Genomic DNA, 19,694 nt, shown 5'->3' with positions numbered 1-19,694 from the left:
GCAAACTGGAATAGGCAATCCTGAACAGCAGGAGACGACGATGAGCGCAATGACCCGAACCAGCACTGCACAACGCCTCGGCCGCGCCTTTGGCCGCGGATGGCGTGCCTATGTGCGCGGCGAACGGCGGGCGTCGAACTGGTTGGTGTCCAAGGGCATGCCGCGAGTTGGCGCTACTGCGCTCGTATGGGTAGCCAAGCTGGCTGTACTGGGGGTGCTGCTCTACGTTGCGTTTTGGTTCGCACTCGTGCTGCTGGGCGTTGCGGCGGCGGGATGGGCTGCTGCTGCCAATACTTCGGATGAGGACGAGTGGCCTTTCACCGACCTCACCGAGCTGCGCAAGACGCCGGGCTACGATCCCAACCTGTACAACGACACGTCGCACGAGTTGTACACCGACGACTGACCGGCCTCGCGTTATTTCAGCTTTCCTCCGGTGAGCGCCCCGGCACCCTTGCCGCCAGCTTGGCCGGCGCTCTTGCTGCCATCGGAAAGCCCCTGGATGACGTGCCCGGCCCGAATCCCAACCCAGGTAAGGCTCGCCAGCCAGAATCCCGGCAGAACCAGGAACATCGTGCCCATGACGAACATCAGGAGCATGTCGCCGAAGGCGTTGTTCAACCCTACCAGCGGGTCAAAGTTGGTGTGCGGCCGATTCCAGCCAAAGCCCCAGCCATAAAGCGCGTCCAGAATCGTTGAATCGATCCAGCGTGCGAGCTGGAACCAGAAGTCCGTGAAGAACAGCGCGAACTGCACGACGCTGACGGTGACGACCGTCTTCAGGTCGTAGGTGCCCACAACCAGCACGAGCGGGATGCAGATGACCAGCGCCATCTTCAGTAAGGCGAGGATCATGGGCAGGGATTGGCGCACGACATCCATGGCAGGAAACGCGGCAATCGCGCCGACTGCCATCCCGACGTCGCCCGTGGCGCGCGTCACGATGTTCGGCAGGGTCTTGTCGATCTGGCCGCCGTAGTCCGTATAGACGCTGCCCTGGTTCAGTTTCTGCTGCCGCGGTGACGCGATGGCGCGGATCACCGAATCGTCCACCTCGGCCCGGCTGAGGAACCCGGCCCAGCCCGCCAGGCGATTCAGCAGGGTCGGGTCCACTTGCCCCAGCAGCCGCGCGCGCAGTCCGTTGCTGCCGTCTGACCACCACTGCCTGCAGGTCGGATAGCCGCCACCATTGGCAACCTGCGCGAGGCCTGCATCGCGGGTGTCGTCATAGGGCCATGCCTCGCGCGCCGTGCTGGAGCGGTAGCTGTCGTAGTAGCCGCCCGTGTCCGTGAAAAAACGCGAGCCGATCCAGGTCACATCGTGCATCTGCTTCTCATCGAGATCTGGGCGCTGCATGAACAATTTGGCCCGCGCAGGCCCATAGCAATCCCGAGAAAAGTCCGCGACCTCTTGAGCGAGTACCGGGTCGTCAATACGGGTCGCGTCGATTTCCATCCTCATCTGCCGCAGGTCCGTACCGCACGGGATCGCCGCTACTGAGGCGCTCGTGACGGCGCGCGCGAGCGCGTGCATGAAGGCCCACCAGACCGGCACCTTCGCCGACTGGTTGTTAATGGTGCTAAAGGACTGCGACCAGCCAGTTTCCTTGGGCTGCGCAGCGCTGACCTGGCACTGCGTCGAGCGGGAGCTGTCGTACTGGATCGTGCTGAGGTCCACGTCGATGAACGGAATGCCGGCGAACATCACCACCACGATGGCGACGAAGACCCGGTTCTCGATGCGCGCGGCCGAAAGCACCCCCTTGTTGCCTTCGTCGGCGCCTTCCGCACGCGCCTTCAGCCACTCCTGCACGACGATGGCGACGAAAGGCAGCGCAAACACCCCACTGGACACCAGCACGGCCCAGATGCCGTTGTTTACGATCCAGGACACGAGGGTGAGGTAGTACTCCAGATAGTCGGTCGTGAAGAGCTTCATGGCCCCGATCTCCCCTCAAGCGGCCTGCATCAACAGGCTGGTTTCCAGCGCGACGATGGCGACCACGCCGGCGATCTCGGTGCGGATCAGCCGGCGCCGCGCCTGCCCATCTGTCCCGCTTTGGTCTTCGCGGGCCAGCACCCGGCGGCGCATCCAGAACCATCCATAGGCCGTTGCCGCGTACACGCACAGCCGCCAGATGAAGAAATACCCTGCGGAGGCCGCCAGCCACCGTTCCCAGCCTGCAACGCTGCCGACCAGGTAGATGCCCGCGACGTTCGCCCCCACGGCGGCGGCAACGATCAGCACCAGCCAAAGCAGCGTCTTCGCCGCGCGCCGGCTGAACAACCAACGCAGGGGCCGCCAGGCCATGCGCGCCGGGCTCATGGCCGACTCCCCGGATTGCCCTTCTGGAGCTTGTCGAGACGGTCCGGCACAGGATCGCCCTCGTAGATGCCGCGCGAGCCGGCCGCGCGCGCGCCGTGGCGCTGGATGATCGCCATAGGCGAGTTGTTCGCCAGCTCGCGTCGCAGCTCCAGTTCGGTCTTGAGGTTGCGAATCTCACGGTCGAGCGTGTCGCTCTCGTGGTTCACCGCCTCCACGGCGAGCTCGTTCGCGGCGACGTTGGGCTCCTTCTTACCCGTGAGCAGCGTGCGCTGCAGCAGCAGCGCTTTCTCCAGCACGGACGCCAGCGCGACCTCGGACGCCAGGCGCTGCGACAGCAGGTGCTGGTCGGGCTCGTCGCGCAGCGCCTCAATCACGCCGCGCGTGATGGGCAGCGACGCGCTACCTGCCTGGCGCAGGTTTTCGGGCGTCGTGTTCTTCGCCTTGGAGACGAGATCCTGAAGTGCCTGCAGCTTGACGTCGTACTCTTCCTGGATCAGCGGCGTGAGCCCGACGCCAGGCGTCGTCTCGGTCTTGGTACAGGCATCGCAAGTGCGCTGTTCTCTCTCTCCGAGCACGCGCGTGGCCCACTCGATGGCAGCTTGCGGCGAGGTCCAAGTCTGGCAAGAGAGACTACTGCAACTGGACGGGGCGATCGGCGAGGTATCGGCCACACCGCGACCGTTGACCAGGTTGTAACCAGCGCGAGTCACGTCGCTGACGATCTTGATCGCGGACTGACCGGTACCACCCGCATTGCCGCCGCCGACCCACGGCACGCCGTTATTGCCCCGGCGCGCCTCGGCCTGCTCGATGGCCGAAACCGCATCCGTGCTCGACACGGCATCGCGCAGCGCCAGGCCTTCGGCCATCTGGCTCCAGCCGAGCTGGCCGCCCGCGGTTTCGGCCATCTTCTCTGCCATGGCACGACACGTCAGCTTGCTGCGGTCGAAATCCAGCCGTGCCTGCAGAACGCCATTGGTGAGCAGGTTGTACAGGCCAGGGTCGGCCCGCTGGATGATCAGCGCGGGAAGAGACGCCACGGCGCTCGTGGCGCTCTGAATGACGGTACTCATGATCTGCTGAAAACCATTCGTGATGCCGTTGAGTTGATTCTTCAACGTGGTCTGGATGTTCATGTCACCGCAAATCAAGTTGCTGTTCCAACCCACGCCGACACCGATAGAGCGCATGCCAGCCGCACGTCCCATCGACACGGCGTTGCCGCCGCCGATCGAGTACATGACGTCATCGCCGATGACGCTGCCGCTGGTCTGGTACCCCATTTGCCCCCGGGCGACGCCGCTGCCCAGCGCGAGCGCGCCGGCCAGCGCCAGAACCATCTCCGTGCGACGTGCCTGGCGGGAGAACCGATTGAATGCTGGACGGAACGTCATGGCACCACCTCAGAAGAAATCAACGCTGCCCAGAAAAACCTGGCCCCGGCGTTCGCAGCAGGCATACGGCCGCCACAGCGCCCATGCGTAGTCGCCTTGCTGCGCCTGGGTCAGCAAGCCGCTGCGCGGGAAGACCGTGCAGGACGTGGACAAGGCGGGCGTGAGCTCTTGCCACTTGCCGGTCGAGGCATCGCCTTCCATCAGCGCGCCGGCCGGCCAGTAACCGTCGCGGGAGTCGGCAAGCAACGGATGATAGACGTGGATTTGCCCCCGGCGAGTGACCACATCCCCTGCACGCTGTGCTACCACGGCGCCTGCCTTGAAGTCGTCGGTCTGGTGCAGGAAGCCGCCGCGGGGATACACGTTGCCCCAGAAGTTCATAGTGGTGCGTGCGCCGACTTCGCGCCGGCCCGGAATCAGCGCTTCCGGGTAAGCCATCTCGGGCACGTTGTAGCGCCAGGCCAGCGTGTCCAAGGTGCTGAGCAAGTACGGCATGAATGCCGTGCCCGCGCCCTCGCAGAAGTAGCCCGACGACGAGACGAACTGGTTGAACACCTCGGCGCCGGGGTGGCCGATGACGTCCGCGTTCTTGAATTTGGCGAGGTTGTTTTCGTGGTCCTCGTTCGTCGTGCCGTCGCCGCCCGCCTGGGCGGACGGATTGGGCGTGCTCATTGCCCGGACTTCGACCCAGGGGTTTTCGCCGGTATTCGAGTACGACGACACCACCGCGTCGGGAATGTAGTGGCGCACTTTGGTGGACGTGCGCACGGTGCAGCCCGTCCATGTGCAGTAGAGCCAGTAGCAGATGCCGACGACGCGGTATTCGAGGCAATCGGGCGATGCCACCGAGCCGATGATGGTCGCTGTATTGAGGGCGTAGCTGCCCGTGGCGCTGAGCAGCAGCAACGAAGCCACGCCAGCGCGCACGCGGCGCATCATGTCGAATGGTCGGGTCACGGCTGGGTCCTCCGGTGCTGCTCGATGCGCGCGACAGCGCGAGCCACATCCGGCTCGCCATAGACCACATAGCGCCTGTCCACCACCACGGCCGGGAGGCTGGTGATGCCGAGGCTCCATGCGTCGGTAACGCCTTGGTATGCGGAAGCGATGCGTCGCTGCAGATCGGCACCGCCGCCATTCAGCCGGCGCTTGACGATGGCCGTCGCCTGTTCGGGGTCGGTGGGCAGTCCCGCGGAAAGCTCCGCTTCAATCCTGTGGGCTTCGTCCAGTTCAATCAGCAGCTCGCCGCCCATGGTCTTGACAGGGTGGCGGCTGTCGGTGACGACCACCACGTCGGCGGCGAAGGTGGCCGGGCTGAAAACGGCCAGGGCTGCCGGAAGCGCCACGGCCAGGCCGAGGGTTCGCCAGCCCGCCGAGAACCTGGAAAGAGATGCTGGCATGTCGCATGCCTTGAAGTTGATCAGAGCCGTAGTCAAACGTGAAGCCGATGCGACACCAACAAACAATGCGCATCGCGCGCTGCCCGCATACCTGCTTGTCTCGCGCCCATAAAAAAGCGGAGGCCGAAGCCTCCGCATGGATCAGGGAGCCGATGCCGTCGCTACAGCAGGCCGGATTCCGCGAACGAGTACGGCGTGCCGTGGCCGACGATGAGGTGATCCAGTACCCTCACGTCGATCAGCGCCAACGCGGCCTTCAGCGTTTGGGTCATCGCGCGGTCCGCGCTCGATGGCTCTGTGCAGCCCGAAGGGTGCTGGTGCGAAAGAATCACCGCAGCAGCGTTCAACTCCAAGGCACGCTGCACGATCGGCCGTGCGTGTACCGTGGTCGAATGGACCGTGCCTTTGAACATCGGCTCGTAGGCCAGCACCTCGTGCCTGCTATTGAGGAACACAATGGCGAAGATTTCATTGGGTTCGGCGGTCAGTTTCAGGCGCAGGTAGTCCTTGACGGCCGCAGGCTGATCCAGGGACGCCCCCTTCTTAAAAACTCGCTGCTCCAGCAATGCGATGGCTTGCCGGATGATCCAGTCATCGGATTGGGACGCGGGGGCAAAACGTTGCTCCACGCAGGAGTCGTTAACGACGAGAGACATGGCGAACCTCCAGAATGTGAACGGAGGACACCACCCTGGGAGGGCAAGCCCTCCTGGGGATGAAACAGCGGATCAAGGTGCGTCCACCACCGCGCAGCGGTGATTGTTCGCAGCCAGGATGCGAGGCGAACGGGTAGCGGTCAGCGCGGCAAGCCGCGCCGTAGCCTCCAAGACCGATGGCTACCTGGGCATGTCGCCGACAACGTCGGCAGGCATTTCGGATGTGGTGGTGGCGGGTGTGGCCGCCGCGTCGCTGGCCCAGTCCTCGGCCGCCAGCATGTCCATGGCAGACAGCAAGGCATCGCCCTCGATCGGCCCCTGCAGCAGGATGGCCTGGCCTGTCTGGCGATCGAGCAGCCGCAGCGACGGCGTGGCGGTGACCCCGCTTTTGGTGGCTTCCGCCGCCTGTGCGCGAATGGCGGCACCGGGACGTTCGCTTGTCATGCACTGTTCGATGGCTGGCGTGGATTCGGGGTACTGCAGCCCGTCCGGCAACCCTTGGCCGTCGCTTTGCGTATGGGCATAGACCCATTCGACGGCTTGCCAGAACGCAGCATGCCCACCAGCTTCGGCGGCGCACTCGGCCAGACGAGCCTCGGTCGACGCGGCTGGCTCGTGCGCGGCCAGCGGCTGGTGGTGCCATTGCAGCGCCACGTCGGTGTTGTTGCCGACCCAGCGCTTGAGCTGCGGGAAGTACTCCCGGCAGAACGGGCATTCCAGGTCGGCATAGAACGTCAGCGTGAAGCGGCCCTCCGGGTTGCCCATCTGCCAGGGCGGCCCTGAGGGCTGCGTCATGTTGACCGGCGCGGGCGACTGCGACGGGGATTCGCCGGGCGACCGGGATACCAGCCAAATCAGCAGCAGCGAGACCAGCGCAGCGGCCAAGGCCCAAGGCCAGCGAGGCCGCCAGCGGCGACGGCGGAATGTCTGGACTTGCATCGGAATGGAAGGACGTTTCTGCTCCATGGCGTTCTCCGGCTTACGACAGTTCCAGGGCCGGCGACTCGATGCCGCGCGCCTGGTCGATCCTCTCGGCCACCTTGAAGGCCGCTTCCAGCTCGTTGCAGCCGTACTGCTGCATGAGTTGGTAGCGCTCGGCCTTCTCTTCGGGTTCGGTCTGCGCAAGAGCGAGGTACAGGCTCGGCGGCACGGCGCGGAACAGCACTTCCATGCTCTTGGAGAGGATGACGCCCTCGGTGAACTTGCCCGCCTCCTTGCGGGCCGACAGCATCAGCGCCTTCTGCGCGGGCGAGAGCTCGCGGAACCTGGCGATCTTCTCCACCTCATCGGGGGGCATCGACAGGCAGACCCACCACTCAATCATGTTGAGCATGGGCTCGGCCGCGCGCGGCAGGTCGTCGATATTTTGCGTAGCCAGCCAGAACCAGGCCCCTAGCTTGCGCCACATTTTTGTGATCTTGACCACGTAGGGAGCGAGCAGTGGGTTCTTGGTGATCACGTGACCTTCGTCGGTCACGTTGATGATCGGGCGCCCCAGGTATTGGTCGCGCTCCGCGATGTTGTTCACCGTACTGATCAAGCTGATGTAGGCGATGGAGAGCTGCGCGTTGTAACCCTCGCGTGCGTAGGTCGCCAGATCCACCAGGGTGATGTCCGCCTCGGGCCACGGTGTGCCGTCCCGGTCGAACATCTCGCCGTCCGTGCCTTGGCAGAACATGTCCATTGCGTCCGCCATCTCCAGCAGCCGCACGCGCCGCATCTCGGGCAGTGTCGGGTCCTGGCCGCGGGTGCGCAGCGCGTTGCGCACGTCGCGCGTGAGAACGGTGCGCTTCTCGCTACCACCTCCGCCGTGGCAGTGCTCGGCGGCGTCGAGGATGCACTGCCGGATCAACGAGCGGTCGGCCCGCGTCATCCGGGCTTCTTCCTTGTCCTCGCCGCCCGTGATCATCAGCCGCGCCGTGATCTCCAATTCGCCGAGCACGTCGCGCTGCTCGCCCGCCTCCATGGCTGAGGCATCCGGCGGTAGGTCTTCGTCCAGCGCTTCGGCATCGAGCGTCTGCACGTCGCTCGGCGTTTCGATCAGCCGGCGCGCATCGGCGAACGGCGCGAGGCTGATGCCCGAGCCGGGGGCCAGCTTGACCCGGTTCACGCTCAGGCCCAGGCGTTTGGCGAAATCGCTGAACAGGCCGAAGCTGTTGCCGGCCTCCACGATGAACAGCCGCGGGCGGTATATCGCCGTGATTTGGTTCAAGAGGTTGTTGAGCGTCGCGGACTTCCCCGAGCCCGTAGGGCCGAACAGAAACAGGTGGGCGTTCATCTGCCGGTCCAACCTGTTCAAGGGGTCAAACGTAATCGGGCCGCCACCACGGTTGAACATCGTGATGCCGGGGTGCCCCGTACCCTGGGCGCGGCCCCACACCGGCGACACGTTCGCGATGTGCTGCGCGAACATCAGTTGGGTGTACCACTTGCGCCGGTCCTGGCCGGGGTTGTAGCAGCATGGCAGCCAGCGCAAGTAGCTGTTGAGCGGCGCCACCTCGTCGTCCTCGCGCACCGGCTGCAAGCCGGCGTTTAGCATCACGTTCGCCAGGTCCAGGCCGCGCCGGTCCAGTTCAGCTTCGTCGCGTCCGCGCAGGTAGAACGCCAGCGATCCGCGGTAGAGCTTGTGTGCGCTGCCAATCAGGGAGCGGGCTTCCTGCACGTCCTTGAGCGTCTGCTCCGACGCCAGCGTCTCGCCCACGGCCTTCTTCGCCAGGTGGTTGAGATCCGCTTCCAGGACATCCTGCGGCGTGGCGACCATCGTGAGACAAAGCAAGGTGTCTTCCGGCATCTGGTCGAACAGCGTGTTGATGGCATCCCCTTTGCGGGTCTCGCCGGTCAGGTGTCCGGTGCCGGGCGGCATGCGCAGCCGGTCGGTGATCAGCACGCGGTGCGGCATGCCATCGAAGTACCAGGTGCCACGCTCCACGTCGGAGCGTGGCTGGCCGAAGAACAACCGCTGGCTGAAATCCTGACCGCTCGCCAGTTCGATCTCGCCGTCCTCGGTCTCGTCGGGGTAGCGCGCCAGCGCGTAGAAGCGCTCCCGATCCTCGGCGCCAGGCCCGAGCATCGCGGGGCGCGGATTGAACCAGCGCAGCAGCCAGTCGTGGACGTCGGCCGCGGCCATGCGCCGTGCCTGGATGCCTGCGTTCGCCAGCCCGCCGCACAGGCGGTCGCAGACGATGTTCAGCATCTGCTCGGGCGTCTGGCTGCGGCGGCTTGCCTGCCCGGTGGAACGGCGATAGATCACCATGCGCACCCGCCGCGTCTGGCCGCGCCAGCGCAGCCGCGTGACCACGGTGTCTTCGAACAGGCCGCCCGGCTTGGCGACTGCGCGCAGGTGGTGGCCGAAGAAGCGGAGGTAGAACTCGGTGAACGCAGTGCCGCGGGCGCGCGGCTGCACGTAGTCGCGCAGGTTCTCCATGTACTGGTCGAAGCTGGGTTCGTCCTGGGCATAGAGCTGGAGCACCCACGGGTTTTCGTCCAACTCGTCGAACGAGTCCTGGAGCGCGTTCTCCAAGGCATCGCGGGCATGCGCAAGCCATCCGGGTTCCCGGCCCTCGGTGCCCAGCGGCACCAGCTCATAGAAGGCAGCGACCGACTGCCCATCCTCCAGCAGCATGGACTTCGACTGCGGCAGGAACTCCACCCAAGGCAGCAGTTCCGCGAACGACGGCGCGACGTCGTACAGCGCCTGCTCGTCGGCCACGGTCGCCGGCCTGCGGCCCTGGACCGCCGCGCCGGGTTCGGGGACGCCGGCCTGACGCAAGGCCTCGACGTGACGCCGCCAGCCGTCTGGCTGTTCGTCACCGCCAGCGCCGGGTGCAGTTAGCTTTGGCCAAGGGAGCTTCCAGCGCATCAGTAGTCCTCCAGCCGTTCACCGGGCATCGCGTACTGCACGCGCTGGTACAGCGGGAAGACCGTCGTGTAGCCCGGCACGGGAACGGGGTCGGTGCCCGCCAGGTGCGGGTACACGTACATCACCAGGTCGGGATTCGGCAGCCGGTGGAACTGGCGATGGACCTCGTTGCGTGCGGTGCGCGTGTAGCGCATCTGCTCGGCGGGCGCGGCCTGTACGTCGGCGTCGGTCAGCGGCCGGCGCAGGCTCTGGCGTGCGTCGAGCAACTGCCGGCGCGCGACCTGGCCGGTGCCACCGCCGCCGCCACCTGTTTCCTGCTGCCAGATGTCCATCATGGTGCGGTCGCTATGGGTCAGCAGCTCTTCCTTGCTGGTGGCGCAGCCGCCGAGCACGGCGACGGCCGCTGCCAGCACGAGGCCTTTAATCGAGTTCGAGCGCATGGCTTTCTCCTGCACGGTGATCGACGCGCCGGCCTTCGGGGTCGTGATCGATGGCGAGCGGTTTTTCGAGGTGGACGGCGACCTTGGCGCCGGGCTGCACATAGACGGCGGCGAAGGCCTGGCCGTAGAGCTTGTTGACCCAGGCCGACATGTCCCGGACGCCGCCCGCGAGAATCTGGCCGACCGCTTCCTGGCCGCTGATGCCCACGGTGCCGATGGCGCCGTCCGAGCCGACGTAGGACATGCGGCCGCTGTCGCTCTCGATGAGCGAGGCCACGCCGGCACCGGCCGCCGTGATCAGGGCCTGCGAGCCGAGGTACTGCTGGGCGTTGCTGCGCCGTTCGCCGCTGACGCAGGGAATGCCGTGCGGGTCGCTGATCCAGCCCAGGCCGTCGCGCTGCTGGTTGTTCTGCTGGTTGCCTTCGCGGTCTTCGGGGATGGTGCGGATCGTGCCGTCGTTGAAGACGAAGGTGATGCTGCGCACCTGACCGCGCACGCACGAGAGCGTCCAGTCACCCGATGCGGTTCCGCTGAACACGGCGCCGGCCACGTCGGGAATATCAATCCCGTTGGCCGTGAGATTGTCCGGCCCGACCAGCACCTTGAAGGGGTACGGATCATTCACCGTCCCGTCGATCGGCACGCGACCGATCAGCGCCGTCATCGCCACGGAGCCCATCAGCGTCGAGTTGGTCGGCACCGTATAGACCGGCTTGGCGCTCTTGACGCCTGCCGCACGCGCGCCGGCGGTCGCCACGGTTTCCGCGGTGGTTTCCAGCGTGCTTTGCGCGGGGCCGAAGCTCGTCGGGAAGCTCATGCCGCTGCCCGTGCCACGACTGCCATTGCGGCCCTCGGCCTTCTTCGCGTCGTCCGGTTCGACCCAGCGCATGCCGCCTTCCATGCCGGCCTCGTCGCCGTCGCGCAGCCCCAGGCCCACCGGCAGATCAGCGTGACCGCCTCCGCGCCCGCCGATGCTGTCCAGGCGCCGCTGCAGGTCGGCGAGCAGCCCCTCGGTCTGCTGGCGCGCGCTGGCCGCCTGTTCTTGGTCGCGGCGCAGGTTGGAGCGCTCGGATTCGAGGGCCGAATTGATGCGCTGATCGATGGAGTTCTCGCGCTGGCGCAGCCGCTGGTTTTCCTCGCGTTGCGACTTGTTGTCGGTCAGCGCGGTCTGAAGCTCGGTGCGCAACTGCTTCACCTGGGCGACGAGCGTTGCCACGGTATCGCGCGGGGTATCGCCTTCGATGCCCAACGCCTTCATTTCCTCGGGCGTGAGCTTGGAGCCGGCATCCGCGGCGGGCGGTGCCGACGTGCTTCCCCCGGAGAACAGCCGGATGGCAACGAACAACACCAGCAAGGCGACCGGAATCATCAGCCACTTGAGCAAGCCGTTACTGCGCATGGCGGGCCTCCTTGCCATCGTCGGCTTCCGCTTCCGGCTGTGGCAGATGCGCAGCCGGGCCAAAGCGGTGGATCGTCGGCAGCAGTGACTGCGCGAGGCCGCGCCCGCGCGTCACCAAGTACAGGACGGTCGTGTCCTCGGGCGTCCCGCGGGGGCCGAGCGCTTCGTGCTGGAAGGTAGCGGTGAGGAAGTCGCCTTGCAGCACACGCGGGTCAAGCGCGATCCATTCCGCGCCGGTGTTGGTCAGGCGCACGGCAGTGACCCACTGATCTTCCAGGCGCCACGACGCGAGCGCGACCGCGCGCACGGGCAGCGTCGGCGTCAGCGTGCTGAGATCGAGGTCACGACGCAGGTTCACCCGCATGACGCCCGGCAGCGGCTCCACGGTGCGCAGCGGCGCGTAGAGGTTCTGCGCGGCGAAGCGCGTCAGGACGACCGGCACCGGAGTTTCGTGCCGCGCTGCCCGCGTACCTGCTTGACCCTGGGCGCGTGCGGGGGCCTCATCGGCACCGCCTGCCTGATCGCCGTAGCGCGCCGGGGTGCTGCTGCCCTCGACAATGCGCACCGGCTCCAACTCGGCTTCGCCGTCCTTGGCCGGTTCGGCCGCGATATCGAGCAGGATCAGCGCACCCGTGTCGGCATCCTGCAGTTGCAGCCGCGTGGGCTCGATCGGCTCGCTGGCGCGCAGGTATACCGCACCACCCGCGCTCTGCACGCGTAGGCGTTCGCCGACGCCTGCGGGCACGCCCACGCGGACGTTCCGGTCGATGAACACGATGCGCTCCTGGCCCACCTTCAGCGGCACCGCGAGCGGCATGCGTTCCCAGCGCAGAATCTCCACAGCATGGGAGACGGGTGCCGCGGCCCCGGCCAGCAGCCCCAGCAGCACGAGTACAGGATGCTTCATGGGGTGTTTCCTCCTTGGGGCGCTTGCGGAGACAGGCCGCCAGGCGCCGGGCGCGTCGCCTCCGGGGCGCTGATGCGCTGGGGCGCACCGTCGTAGCAGTCCAGCGCCAGACCGAACGGGTTGCGGGCGGGATCGACGTCCACCCGCGTGACCTTCACCGGGTAGCGCACGAGAGCGCGCTTGACCTGCTCGGCGCCGTAGTACTCGTCGGCGGTGATGTCGAGCGTCACCACCCAGTCGCGGTCGGAGACCACGCGCACGCGCGCCGTGGGGTCGTCGCCGTAGCCGCGGCCGGGGATTTCGTAGATGCCGCGCACGCGCTGGCGCAGCTCGCCCGTGCTGCGGCGGTAGTCGTAGTCCGCGCGCAGGAAGGCCTGGCAGGACGGGGTGAGGTACGGCGAGAGCGTGTGGAGGTTGCGCGGGTAGTCCTCTTCGCCGTTCGTCGGCCAGCGGTTCAGGGTCTGGAACACGTAGAACGTGAACGCATAGACCGATTCGGGCGGCACGTCCCACCACTTTCGGGTACTGCCGGAGCGCAGGTCGGGCGGGACGTGGATGGTCAGGTCGCGCGGCGCGCTCCACCAGCCGCCGCCCATGACCAGGGCGACGATGACCAGCGCGCCAGCACCCAGGCGAAGCGTCTTGATGTGCGCCTGCAGGTGGGTGATCTCGTTCTTGAAGCGGCTCATCGTGCCCCCCTTGCGGCAGACCTTCGGGTGGACCAGAAGCCGGAGCGCGAGATCAGCACGTGGCCGCCCACCCAGCCCGCCATCAGCGGATGGCGCGTGGCGATGCGCCATTGCAGTTGCCGGTACAGCCGGGTGTCGGGGCGCCCGCGCTTGAGGCGGCGCAGGATGCCGCCGCCGATGAAGACGCCCAGGGCCACGCCCAGGACGACGAACGTCGGCGCGATGGCGATCGTGCGGAACACCCAGGACAGCGGCGCGCCGACCAGCAGGCCGGCGGCGCCGGACAGGCCGCAGCAGATCCACAGCTCGTCGGCGGTCAGGCCCCGCACGACAACGGGATGGCGGTTGAGCCGGTGCGGAAGAAACGTGACCGTCCCGTCCGCACGGACGTGCTGCTGCTCGGACATACCGGCCTCGCCTTACAGGATGCCGGTGGCTTCGGTGAGCAGCCAGATGCCGATCACGAGCAGCACGGCACCGATCGCGACGGTGAGGCCGAACTGGCCCCAGGTCTTGCGGCCGGTGTGGATTTCCGCGTAGGTGCCGTAGGCGTGGTAGCAGACGCCGATGAACATCGACGCCACGACCAGGAGCGCCACGAGCATGATGATGTCGTAGCCGTAGTTCCTGATCGTTTCCATGATGCCGTTGCCGGTGCCGCGGGTCGGGTTTTCCAACTGCGGCAAGCCTTGCGCGAACGATAGTGCGGGCAGCGCGGCGGCGCCCAGTGCCACAGCGGCGCGCTGGTCAAGACGGGAAGTGAGGATGCGGTTTTGCATGGTGGTGCCTTTCGGTTCAGGAGAGAAGAAAGAAGCTCAGGACGAGGTACATCGCGACAAAGCGGATGCAGACGCCGAGGAACTGGCGCTGGTTGAGGCGGCTCTCGGACCACCCCACGTAGGCCGTTCGGATGGCCCAGACTCCCCACACGAGCAGGACCGCGAACACGGCGCCGACCAGGACGGTCGCCATCGCCGAAGGCGCGATGCCGCTGTTGGCTTGAAATGCCGAGACCTGGGCGCCGTTCATTGCTTGGCTTCCGTAGTCGTCGGCGAAGGCGAAGCGGACCGCTCGGTGCGGTAGTCGCCGGCCAGTTCGGAGGGGTCGCGCGGCTGGGCACGCGACGGTGTGAGATGGGCCTGGATGCCGGCGCGCACGCGCGCCAGGTCAGCCAGCAACCGCGGGTAATCGAAGTGGTAGCGCTCGCCCGGCTGGATGGGGGCACGCGCGGCGCTGTCGGCGACGGTGCGCTCCAGCGCGTCGAGTTGGCGCAGCGCGGCGACCAGCTCCTGGCGCTGTGCGGGGGACTCGGCCAACGCCATCGGGGACTGACCCAGCAGCAGGGCCGTCACGAGAAAAATGGGCACGCCGCGATGCGCGGCGCGCTGCCAGATCGGAGCCAACATCGCGCCATTCCTGTGTGATCAGCAATGGCCAGATCTTGGAGAACAGCGGTGTTTCAGGCCGCAAACAATCCGAACTGGCTCGTTCCCCTATTGAAGCGGAGGCGAATGACGGCGGCCGAATAGTCGGGATCAGCGCCCCGTTTCGTTTATTGCGCTTTTCGTTTATTTCGACTAAGATACGGCTCGCAACCCGTTTTCGCCCAGGAGATACCCATGACCGTTACTGCCCAATCCAAGATGACTCTGCCCGCCGAGGGTGAGGTGAAGGCAGCCGTGCAGGGGCAACGCGCCTTGGCTGCCTACCTCGCGACGCAGTTTGAAACTCAGCACATCCAGATTTTCGATGACCAGAAGCAGGCGCACCAAGTCGAGCTGCCGACCTCGGCTTTGCGTTTGTTGGTGGACATCTTGGCCGAACTGGCCGACGGCAATGCTGTCAAGGTGGTGCCTGTCCATGCCGAGCTGACAACACAGGAGGCCGCGGACCTGCTCAACGTGTCCCGCCCGCATTTCGTCAAACTACTCGAAGATGGGGTGTTGGCGTTTCATCGGACCGGCAAGCACCGCCGGGTGAGGTTTGCCGACCTGATGCAGTACAAGGAGGCGCGTGAGCGCGCCAGCGAGCAGGCGATGGCTGAACTCACACAGCAGTCGCAAGAGTTGGGAATGGGGTACGAATGAGGCATTCCCCCTTCACGGCCGTCTACGACGCATGCGTTCTCTATCCCGCTCCGCTGCGGGACTTCCTGATGTGGCTGGGGCTGTCCGGTCGGTTCCGAGCGCGCTGGAGCCAAACCATTCACGAGGAGTGGAAACGCAACCTGCTTATCAATCGGCCCGATCTCACCAAGGCCCAAGTCGACCGAACGTCTGACCTGATGGATCGTGCCATTCCCGATGGATTGGTAGAAGGGTACGAATCGCTCGCGGCCGGTCTGACCTTGCCAGATCCGGACGACCGCCACGTGCTGGCCGCCGCCATTCGCTGTGGGGCGAGTGTGATCGTGACATTCAGCCAGCGAGATTTCCCGAATGAGCTGCTGGCGCCCTACGGCGTCGAATCGCAGCATCCAGATGAGTTCGTGGACAACTTGCTGGATCTGGATGCGGCTGCAGTCGTCTCGGCCGCACAGCGCCAGCGCGCCCAACTGAGGAACCCGACGATCGACGTCGATCGTTATCTCGATATCTTGCTGCGCCAAGGCCTGGTCCAGACCACCAAGGTGCTTGTCGGCTACCGCACTATCCTCTGACCTGTTGAGACACACGGATGACCAAGAATCCCCCGACGGATGTATCCCTGCCGAAAGGCATCCACCGAAGCTGGAAGCTGCCGGACGCCCCGCTGGGTGCGCTGTGGGATTCCATCGTGATGGACGAGGCGCGCAAGAGGCAACTGCTCTCTCAGGCGATCGTCAACTTCACGGTACGACCCAGGGTGGAGCGCACGGTGTTGCCGCTGCATGGTGTGATTCTGCTGGTGGGACCACCGGGAACGGGTAAGACATCATTGGCGCGCGGCCTGGCGCACCGTGTGGCGGAATCGTTCCCTTCGGGGAATTTTCGTTTGCTTGAAGTCGATCCTCATACGCTGACCAGTTCTGCGATGGGCAAGACACAGCGCGCAGTGGCCGAACTCTTCTCGCAATCTATCGCCGAAGCTGCCGCGGTGGGACCTACCATCGTGCTGCTCGACGAAGTTGAGACTCTTGCAGCGGACCGATCGAAGCTCAGCCTGGAGGCCAATCCCGTCGACGTTCATCGTGCGACAGACGCGGTGTTGGTTCAGTTGGACATCCTTGCCGAACAACACCCGCATCTGTTGTTCGTGGCCACTAGTAATTTCCCGCAAGCGGTCGACAGCGCCTTCATGTCTCGTTGCGACATGGTGATGGAGGTGCCGTTGCCGGGCAAACAGGCATGCAAGCAGATACTCATTGAGTGTTTGAAGGGGCTGGCCAAAACCTTTTCGCACATCGGCAAAATTGCCTCGGGGGCCCAGTTCGACGCTTGCGCCGGCGAATGCGTGGGGCTGGACGGCCGCGCCATCCGAAAGGTGGTAGCAAACGCGCTTGCCGCAGATCCCCAAGTGGCAATCGATCCCAACAAGTTGTCGATCGATCATCTGCGCAGTGCGATCGGCCAAGCCAAGCAAGCGCGTCTTCAAGGAGGAAAGCAACGATGACCACTGTCGTCAGTCGAACGTTCCGAAGCAGCCCGCATCGCGATGCGTTGCAGACCTGGGACGCTATTGTTGAGCTGCTCACACAGGGTAAAGAGAGTGCCGCTCGCAAGGAACTCAAAGCGGTAGCAGGAGTAGCGGCCAGCCTGATCACCGATCAGGCCCCCAAGGGTGCGCCCATCGTGGCGACCTGTGACGGGCCACGAACCCGCATCTACTGCCTTTTCGACGAGGATGCCATCGATGGTAGCGATGCCAGCGAAGACGCGCTGGGTTTCGAGCCGCTGAAGGGCGACTGGGCGGTGTCTCTGCCGTGCCCCAAGGACGAACTCACCTGGGTTCAGGCGTCTTTGAAAAAGCACAGCACACGCATCACTGCGAGGGACATGACCCAGGGCATCGCCACCGACGAACGGTCCGCCAGTGCACAGGCGCTTTCGCTCGACCTTGGAGGGTTCCTCAAGTCATGAGTACCGTCGCCACCTACTCGTACACGCATTCGGTCACGTATGTGACGGACAACATCCTCAAGAGCCTCAAGGACATCATCCGGCTCAGTGGTCTGGATCCCGAGTTCTTCGCCGATCGATGGGAGAGCAACACGCGCGCGATCAAGACCTGGCTCGGAACTGGCGATCTGCGAAAAGTCATCCTGGAGGTATACGACCCAGCGACAGACAAGCTAGTCACTCGATGGGACATTGACATCGTGTACGGCTGGTCGGATGGAGACGGCAGCTTCTGGACGGATACCGAACAATTGAAATACGCGATCAAAAAGGCTGGACTGCTGCCTTCGCAGGCCAAGTACAAGCTCTTGCTCGACACGAAGCCAGAACGTCCAGATGTGGACGGCTGGAGCAAGGGTAGCTATCGGTCAACCGATGGGATGGTCAAGCAGAGCCTCGGCTCGACCGTCGAACACAGTGGCCTGGCGGGGCAGGCCGGATATTGGAGGCAGCGCTGATGCTATCGATCGATGAAGCTTTCCGGAAGTTCAAATCGCGCCTTGAACTTAACGAGCGCGAACAGAAGAACGCCTCGCAGCGCCAGAATGAAGTGCGGGACTACCTGCAGACCAAGTTCGGGATTGCCCGCAGCTTCTTGACTGGCTCCTATGCGCGGTACACAAAGACCAAGCCTCTGAAAGACATCGACATCTTCTTCGTGCTGACGGATTCGGAGAAGCACTATCACGGCAAGGCCGCGTCTGTCGTGCTGGATGACTTTCATGCGGCGTTGGTCGAAAAGTACGGTGCTGCTGCCGTCCGCAAGCAGGCACGTTCGATCAACGTTGACTTCGGCGTGCACATCGACGCTGAAGACAATACTGACTACCGCGTGGTCAGTGTGGATGCCGTGCCGGCATTCGACACGGGAAGCGAATATGAGATCCCCGACTCGGCTTCCGGAAAATGGATCAAGACGGATCCTGAAATCCACAAGGAGAAAGCAACGGCGGCGCATCAGGCCTACGGGAACGAGTGGAAGGGTCTCGTGCGCATGGTGAAGTACTGGAACAACAATCCCAAGCACGGTACTGACAAGCCGGTAAAGCCATCTTTCCTCATTGAGGTCATGGCACTGGAATGCCTCTACGGTGGCTGGGGAGGCTCGTTCGATCGCGAGATCCAGTCGTTCTTCGCCACGCTCGCAGACCGCGTCCACGACGAGTGGCCCGATCCTGCAGGTCTGGGTCCGGCGATCAGCAACGACATGGACGCCGCACGCAAGCAGCGAGCGCAGGAATTGCTGGCCCAAGCAAGTCGTGACGCAGCAGTTGCCATCGACCATAGCCGGCGGGGACGTAACCTTGAAGCGCTTCGTGCCTGGCGCACGCTTTTTGGACCGAAGTTTCCATTGTCCTGAGTTCCCGGTTCTCCCACCATCCAATCGAGGTATAGCATGTCTCAATGGTCGCTTTCCCAACTGCTGTCGTCGTTGCATGAAGATATCCAGCAGCGCCTGTCCGTGGTGCGCAAGAGCTTCGCGCATCCGGGCACGAAAGGCGATGCCAGTGAAAACGTCTGGATCAGCATGCTGGACACGTATCTTCCCAAACGATACCAAGCGGCCAAGGCGCACGTGGTGGACAGCTTGGGAAACTTCAGCCAGCAGATCGACGTCGTCGTCTTTGATCGGCAGTATTCGCCGTTCATCTTCACCTATGAGAACGAGACGATCATCCCTGCCGAAAGCGTGTATGCCGTGTTCGAGGCCAAGCAAACCGCTGATGCCGCGTTGGTCGCTTATGCGCAGGAGAAGGTGGCTAGCGTGCGCAGGTTGCACCGCACGAGCCTGCCTATCCCTCATGCCGGTGGGACTTATCCGGCCAAACCGCTCATTCCGATACTCGGCGGCCTGCTCACCTTCGAGAGCGAATGGAGTCCCGCCCTGGGACCCTCGATGGATAAGGCACTGAAAGCCGAGTTGGCCGAGGGGCGTCTTGACGTCGGTTGCGTCGCCGCCCATGGACACTTCTTTCACGAACCTGCCACGGGAAACTACAGCTACATCAACGAAAACAAGCCCGCCACGGCGTTTCTGTTCAAGCTGATCGCCCAGCTCCAGTTCAGTGGAACCGTTCCCATGATCGACGTGGAAGCCTATGGTCAGTGGCTGACGAAGTGACGGCGCGGTCAGTGGGTGTTGGCGGACTGTAATTTATGAAGGGTGATTGCTTAATCATCGACCACCGTGCGCGCTGTACGACAGCACGCCATGAAGATATAGGCCGCAATCATCAGGCGACTGAGTTTTAGACGGCAGATAACAACACCAAGACGCGACTCAGAGCGTCTGTCTGTGTAGAGGGGACTGCATGGCAAGCATTCATTCGGAGTACCACCGTTTCCTGGCGCACCTGGCCCAGCGACAGGTGCATGACGACGTGCGCCGACTCGCGCGCTTGGTACTCGACCACCTGCGCCCCCTTGCCGAGGTAGGCGCTGCACGACGCGGTCGATCCACGCGCCTCGCACCGCTGGCCGTCGAGCATCTGGCGCAGACGCCCGCCGCATTCGATGCAGAGGCGGGG

25 protein-coding genes are annotated in these 19,694 nt (G+C 64.7%); 9 read left to right on the top strand and 16 right to left on the bottom strand.

Translation table 11 applies throughout. From position 1 onward, the window contains the following. Positions 1 to 40 precede the first annotated feature (40 nt). Entirely contained in the window at positions 41 to 406 is a 366-nt protein-coding gene (locus HMPREF3114_RS18310) for a DUF3742 family protein (protein WP_070490308.1), read from the top strand. A gap of 11 nt (positions 407 to 417) precedes the next feature. Here the strand turns inward: HMPREF3114_RS18310 and HMPREF3114_RS18305 are convergent, their stop codons facing one another. The 16 genes from HMPREF3114_RS18305 to HMPREF3114_RS18230 form a co-directional block, all read right to left on the bottom strand. Then, positions 418 to 1,938, bottom strand: coding sequence for a conjugal transfer protein TraG N-terminal domain-containing protein (locus tag HMPREF3114_RS18305; protein WP_070490306.1), 1,521 nt, complete (start codon positions 1,936 to 1,938; stop codon positions 418 to 420). 15 nt (positions 1,939 to 1,953) lie between these two features. Next, positions 1,954 to 2,325: a hypothetical protein gene (locus HMPREF3114_RS18300; protein WP_070490304.1), complete on the bottom strand. Its 372-nt coding sequence runs from the start codon at positions 2,323 to 2,325 to the stop codon at positions 1,954 to 1,956. Then, positions 2,322 to 3,665, bottom strand: a complete 1,344-nt coding sequence (locus tag HMPREF3114_RS18295; protein WP_083297608.1) for an integrating conjugative element protein — start codon at positions 3,663 to 3,665, stop codon at positions 2,322 to 2,324. The genes HMPREF3114_RS18300 and HMPREF3114_RS18295 overlap by 4 nt, the downstream gene beginning before the upstream one ends. A gap of 63 nt (positions 3,666 to 3,728) precedes the next feature. Further along, positions 3,729 to 4,676, bottom strand: a complete 948-nt coding sequence (locus HMPREF3114_RS18290) for a TIGR03756 family integrating conjugative element protein (RefSeq protein ID WP_070490301.1) — start codon at positions 4,674 to 4,676, stop codon at positions 3,729 to 3,731. Beyond that, complete coding sequence (locus tag HMPREF3114_RS18285; RefSeq protein ID WP_070490299.1) at positions 4,673 to 5,119, bottom strand: TIGR03757 family integrating conjugative element protein; 447 nt, start codon at positions 5,117 to 5,119, stop codon at positions 4,673 to 4,675. The genes HMPREF3114_RS18290 and HMPREF3114_RS18285 overlap by 4 nt, the downstream gene beginning before the upstream one ends. Positions 5,120 to 5,280: 161 nt before the next feature. Further along, positions 5,281 to 5,775 carry a RadC family protein gene (gene radC / locus HMPREF3114_RS18280; RefSeq protein ID WP_070490297.1) on the bottom strand — a complete coding sequence of 165 codons (495 nt, stop codon included), beginning with the start codon at positions 5,773 to 5,775 and terminating at the stop codon, positions 5,281 to 5,283. 180 nt (positions 5,776 to 5,955) lie between these two features. After that, positions 5,956 to 6,741 (bottom strand): DsbA family protein, encoded by a 786-nt coding sequence (locus tag HMPREF3114_RS18275; RefSeq protein ID WP_070490295.1) that lies wholly within the window; start codon positions 6,739 to 6,741, stop codon positions 5,956 to 5,958. Between the two features lie 13 nt (positions 6,742 to 6,754). Then, positions 6,755 to 9,634: a conjugative transfer ATPase gene (locus tag HMPREF3114_RS18270; RefSeq protein ID WP_070490293.1), complete on the bottom strand. Its 2,880-nt coding sequence runs from the start codon at positions 9,632 to 9,634 to the stop codon at positions 6,755 to 6,757. Next, positions 9,634 to 10,074, bottom strand: coding sequence for a TIGR03751 family conjugal transfer lipoprotein (locus HMPREF3114_RS18265; RefSeq protein ID WP_070490291.1), 441 nt, complete (start codon positions 10,072 to 10,074; stop codon positions 9,634 to 9,636). Before HMPREF3114_RS18265 ends, HMPREF3114_RS18270 begins: the two co-directional genes overlap by 1 nt. Continuing rightward, positions 10,055 to 11,473 (bottom strand): TIGR03752 family integrating conjugative element protein, encoded by a 1,419-nt coding sequence (locus HMPREF3114_RS18260; protein ID WP_070490290.1) that lies wholly within the window; start codon positions 11,471 to 11,473, stop codon positions 10,055 to 10,057. Before HMPREF3114_RS18260 ends, HMPREF3114_RS18265 begins: the two co-directional genes overlap by 20 nt. Beyond that, positions 11,463 to 12,380 carry a TIGR03749 family integrating conjugative element protein gene (locus HMPREF3114_RS18255; protein WP_070490289.1) on the bottom strand — a complete coding sequence of 306 codons (918 nt, stop codon included), beginning with the start codon at positions 12,378 to 12,380 and terminating at the stop codon, positions 11,463 to 11,465. Before HMPREF3114_RS18255 ends, HMPREF3114_RS18260 begins: the two co-directional genes overlap by 11 nt. After that, positions 12,377 to 13,069 carry a PFL_4703 family integrating conjugative element protein gene (locus HMPREF3114_RS18250; RefSeq protein ID WP_070490287.1) on the bottom strand — a complete coding sequence of 231 codons (693 nt, stop codon included), beginning with the start codon at positions 13,067 to 13,069 and terminating at the stop codon, positions 12,377 to 12,379. The genes HMPREF3114_RS18255 and HMPREF3114_RS18250 overlap by 4 nt, the downstream gene beginning before the upstream one ends. Next, positions 13,066 to 13,476, bottom strand: a complete 411-nt coding sequence (locus HMPREF3114_RS18245; protein ID WP_070490284.1) for a TIGR03750 family conjugal transfer protein — start codon at positions 13,474 to 13,476, stop codon at positions 13,066 to 13,068. Before HMPREF3114_RS18245 ends, HMPREF3114_RS18250 begins: the two co-directional genes overlap by 4 nt. Positions 13,477 to 13,488: 12 nt before the next feature. Beyond that, positions 13,489 to 13,848, bottom strand: a complete 360-nt coding sequence (locus tag HMPREF3114_RS18240; protein WP_070490282.1) for a TIGR03745 family integrating conjugative element membrane protein — start codon at positions 13,846 to 13,848, stop codon at positions 13,489 to 13,491. A gap of 16 nt (positions 13,849 to 13,864) precedes the next feature. Continuing rightward, positions 13,865 to 14,098, bottom strand: a complete 234-nt coding sequence (locus HMPREF3114_RS18235) for a TIGR03758 family integrating conjugative element protein (RefSeq protein WP_003821106.1) — start codon at positions 14,096 to 14,098, stop codon at positions 13,865 to 13,867. Continuing rightward, positions 14,095 to 14,475 (bottom strand): integrative conjugative element protein, RAQPRD family, encoded by a 381-nt coding sequence (locus tag HMPREF3114_RS18230; RefSeq protein WP_070490275.1) that lies wholly within the window; start codon positions 14,473 to 14,475, stop codon positions 14,095 to 14,097. The genes HMPREF3114_RS18235 and HMPREF3114_RS18230 overlap by 4 nt, the downstream gene beginning before the upstream one ends. Before the next feature lie 213 nt (positions 14,476 to 14,688). On the opposite strand from HMPREF3114_RS18230, the gene HMPREF3114_RS18225 reads away from it, so the two are divergent. The 8 genes from HMPREF3114_RS18225 to HMPREF3114_RS21550 form a co-directional block, all read left to right on the top strand. Further along, the gene (locus HMPREF3114_RS18225) at positions 14,689 to 15,156 is read left to right on the top strand and encodes a helix-turn-helix domain-containing protein (RefSeq protein ID WP_043156233.1); all 468 of its coding nucleotides are present in this window, start codon (positions 14,689 to 14,691) and stop codon (positions 15,154 to 15,156) included. Next, on the top strand, positions 15,153 to 15,728 hold the full coding sequence (locus HMPREF3114_RS18220) for a PIN domain-containing protein (protein ID WP_070490273.1): 576 nt from the start codon (positions 15,153 to 15,155) through the stop codon (positions 15,726 to 15,728). Before HMPREF3114_RS18225 ends, HMPREF3114_RS18220 begins: the two co-directional genes overlap by 4 nt. Positions 15,729 to 15,745: 17 nt before the next feature. After that, positions 15,746 to 16,660, top strand: a complete 915-nt coding sequence (locus tag HMPREF3114_RS18215) for a CBASS system CD-NTase-associated protein Cap6 (protein WP_070490271.1) — start codon at positions 15,746 to 15,748, stop codon at positions 16,658 to 16,660. Beyond that, positions 16,657 to 17,127, top strand: a complete 471-nt coding sequence (locus HMPREF3114_RS18210; protein ID WP_070490269.1) for a hypothetical protein — start codon at positions 16,657 to 16,659, stop codon at positions 17,125 to 17,127. Before HMPREF3114_RS18215 ends, HMPREF3114_RS18210 begins: the two co-directional genes overlap by 4 nt. Next, positions 17,124 to 17,624, top strand: coding sequence for a type III CBASS phage resistance system CD-NTase-associated protein Cap7 (cap7, locus tag HMPREF3114_RS18205; RefSeq protein ID WP_021205714.1), 501 nt, complete (start codon positions 17,124 to 17,126; stop codon positions 17,622 to 17,624). Before HMPREF3114_RS18210 ends, cap7 begins: the two co-directional genes overlap by 4 nt. Beyond that, positions 17,624 to 18,526, top strand: coding sequence for a CBASS oligonucleotide cyclase (locus HMPREF3114_RS18200; protein WP_070490267.1), 903 nt, complete (start codon positions 17,624 to 17,626; stop codon positions 18,524 to 18,526). The genes cap7 and HMPREF3114_RS18200 overlap by 1 nt, the downstream gene beginning before the upstream one ends. A gap of 36 nt (positions 18,527 to 18,562) precedes the next feature. Beyond that, positions 18,563 to 19,288: a CBASS effector endonuclease NucC gene (gene nucC, locus HMPREF3114_RS18195; RefSeq protein WP_070490265.1), complete on the top strand. Its 726-nt coding sequence runs from the start codon at positions 18,563 to 18,565 to the stop codon at positions 19,286 to 19,288. A gap of 190 nt (positions 19,289 to 19,478) precedes the next feature. Continuing rightward, positions 19,479 to 19,694, top strand: a 216-nt coding sequence (locus HMPREF3114_RS21550; protein WP_256337656.1) for a hypothetical protein, incomplete at its 3' end; no start/stop codon positions are given.

The organism is Stenotrophomonas sp. HMSC10F07, from assembly GCF_001807895.1.
Classification (GTDB): Bacteria; Pseudomonadota; Gammaproteobacteria; order Xanthomonadales; family Xanthomonadaceae; genus Stenotrophomonas; species Stenotrophomonas sepilia.
Note: the sequence above shows the minus strand (reverse complement) of the source record. Positions and strands in the feature narration are given on the sequence as shown.

Bases quoted from the DNA above. Each gene is read 5' to 3' on its own strand.
- HMPREF3114_RS18310 (WP_070490308.1), top strand. From the start codon at position 41: ATGAGCGCAATGACCCGAACCAGCACTGCACAACGCCTCGGCCGCGCC.
- HMPREF3114_RS18305 (WP_070490306.1), bottom strand. From the start codon at position 1,938: ATGAAGCTCTTCACGACCGACTATCTGGAGTACTACCTCACCCTCGTG.
- HMPREF3114_RS18300 (WP_070490304.1), bottom strand. From the start codon at position 2,325: ATGAGCCCGGCGCGCATGGCCTGGCGGCCCCTGCGTTGGTTGTTCAGC.
- HMPREF3114_RS18295 (WP_083297608.1), bottom strand. From the start codon at position 3,665: ATGGTTCTGGCGCTGGCCGGCGCGCTCGCGCTGGGCAGCGGCGTCGCC.
- HMPREF3114_RS18285 (WP_070490299.1), bottom strand. From the start codon at position 5,119: ATGCCAGCATCTCTTTCCAGGTTCTCGGCGGGCTGGCGAACCCTCGGC.
- radC (WP_070490297.1), bottom strand. From the start codon at position 5,775: ATGTCTCTCGTCGTTAACGACTCCTGCGTGGAGCAACGTTTTGCCCCC.
- HMPREF3114_RS18275 (WP_070490295.1), bottom strand. From the start codon at position 6,741: ATGGAGCAGAAACGTCCTTCCATTCCGATGCAAGTCCAGACATTCCGC.
- HMPREF3114_RS18270 (WP_070490293.1), bottom strand. From the start codon at position 9,634: ATGCGCTGGAAGCTCCCTTGGCCAAAGCTAACTGCACCCGGCGCTGGC.
- HMPREF3114_RS18265 (WP_070490291.1), bottom strand. From the start codon at position 10,074: ATGCGCTCGAACTCGATTAAAGGCCTCGTGCTGGCAGCGGCCGTCGCC.
- HMPREF3114_RS18260 (WP_070490290.1), bottom strand. From the start codon at position 11,473: ATGCGCAGTAACGGCTTGCTCAAGTGGCTGATGATTCCGGTCGCCTTG.
- HMPREF3114_RS18255 (WP_070490289.1), bottom strand. From the start codon at position 12,380: ATGAAGCATCCTGTACTCGTGCTGCTGGGGCTGCTGGCCGGGGCCGCG.
- HMPREF3114_RS18250 (WP_070490287.1), bottom strand. From the start codon at position 13,069: ATGAGCCGCTTCAAGAACGAGATCACCCACCTGCAGGCGCACATCAAG.
- HMPREF3114_RS18245 (WP_070490284.1), bottom strand. From the start codon at position 13,476: ATGTCCGAGCAGCAGCACGTCCGTGCGGACGGGACGGTCACGTTTCTT.
- HMPREF3114_RS18240 (WP_070490282.1), bottom strand. From the start codon at position 13,848: ATGCAAAACCGCATCCTCACTTCCCGTCTTGACCAGCGCGCCGCTGTG.
- HMPREF3114_RS18235 (WP_003821106.1), bottom strand. From the start codon at position 14,098: ATGAACGGCGCCCAGGTCTCGGCATTTCAAGCCAACAGCGGCATCGCG.
- HMPREF3114_RS18230 (WP_070490275.1), bottom strand. From the start codon at position 14,475: ATGTTGGCTCCGATCTGGCAGCGCGCCGCGCATCGCGGCGTGCCCATT.
- HMPREF3114_RS18225 (WP_043156233.1), top strand. From the start codon at position 14,689: ATGACCGTTACTGCCCAATCCAAGATGACTCTGCCCGCCGAGGGTGAG.
- HMPREF3114_RS18220 (WP_070490273.1), top strand. From the start codon at position 15,153: ATGAGGCATTCCCCCTTCACGGCCGTCTACGACGCATGCGTTCTCTAT.
- HMPREF3114_RS18215 (WP_070490271.1), top strand. From the start codon at position 15,746: ATGACCAAGAATCCCCCGACGGATGTATCCCTGCCGAAAGGCATCCAC.
- HMPREF3114_RS18210 (WP_070490269.1), top strand. From the start codon at position 16,657: ATGACCACTGTCGTCAGTCGAACGTTCCGAAGCAGCCCGCATCGCGAT.
- cap7 (WP_021205714.1), top strand. From the start codon at position 17,124: ATGAGTACCGTCGCCACCTACTCGTACACGCATTCGGTCACGTATGTG.
- HMPREF3114_RS18200 (WP_070490267.1), top strand. From the start codon at position 17,624: ATGCTATCGATCGATGAAGCTTTCCGGAAGTTCAAATCGCGCCTTGAA.
- nucC (WP_070490265.1), top strand. From the start codon at position 18,563: ATGTCTCAATGGTCGCTTTCCCAACTGCTGTCGTCGTTGCATGAAGAT.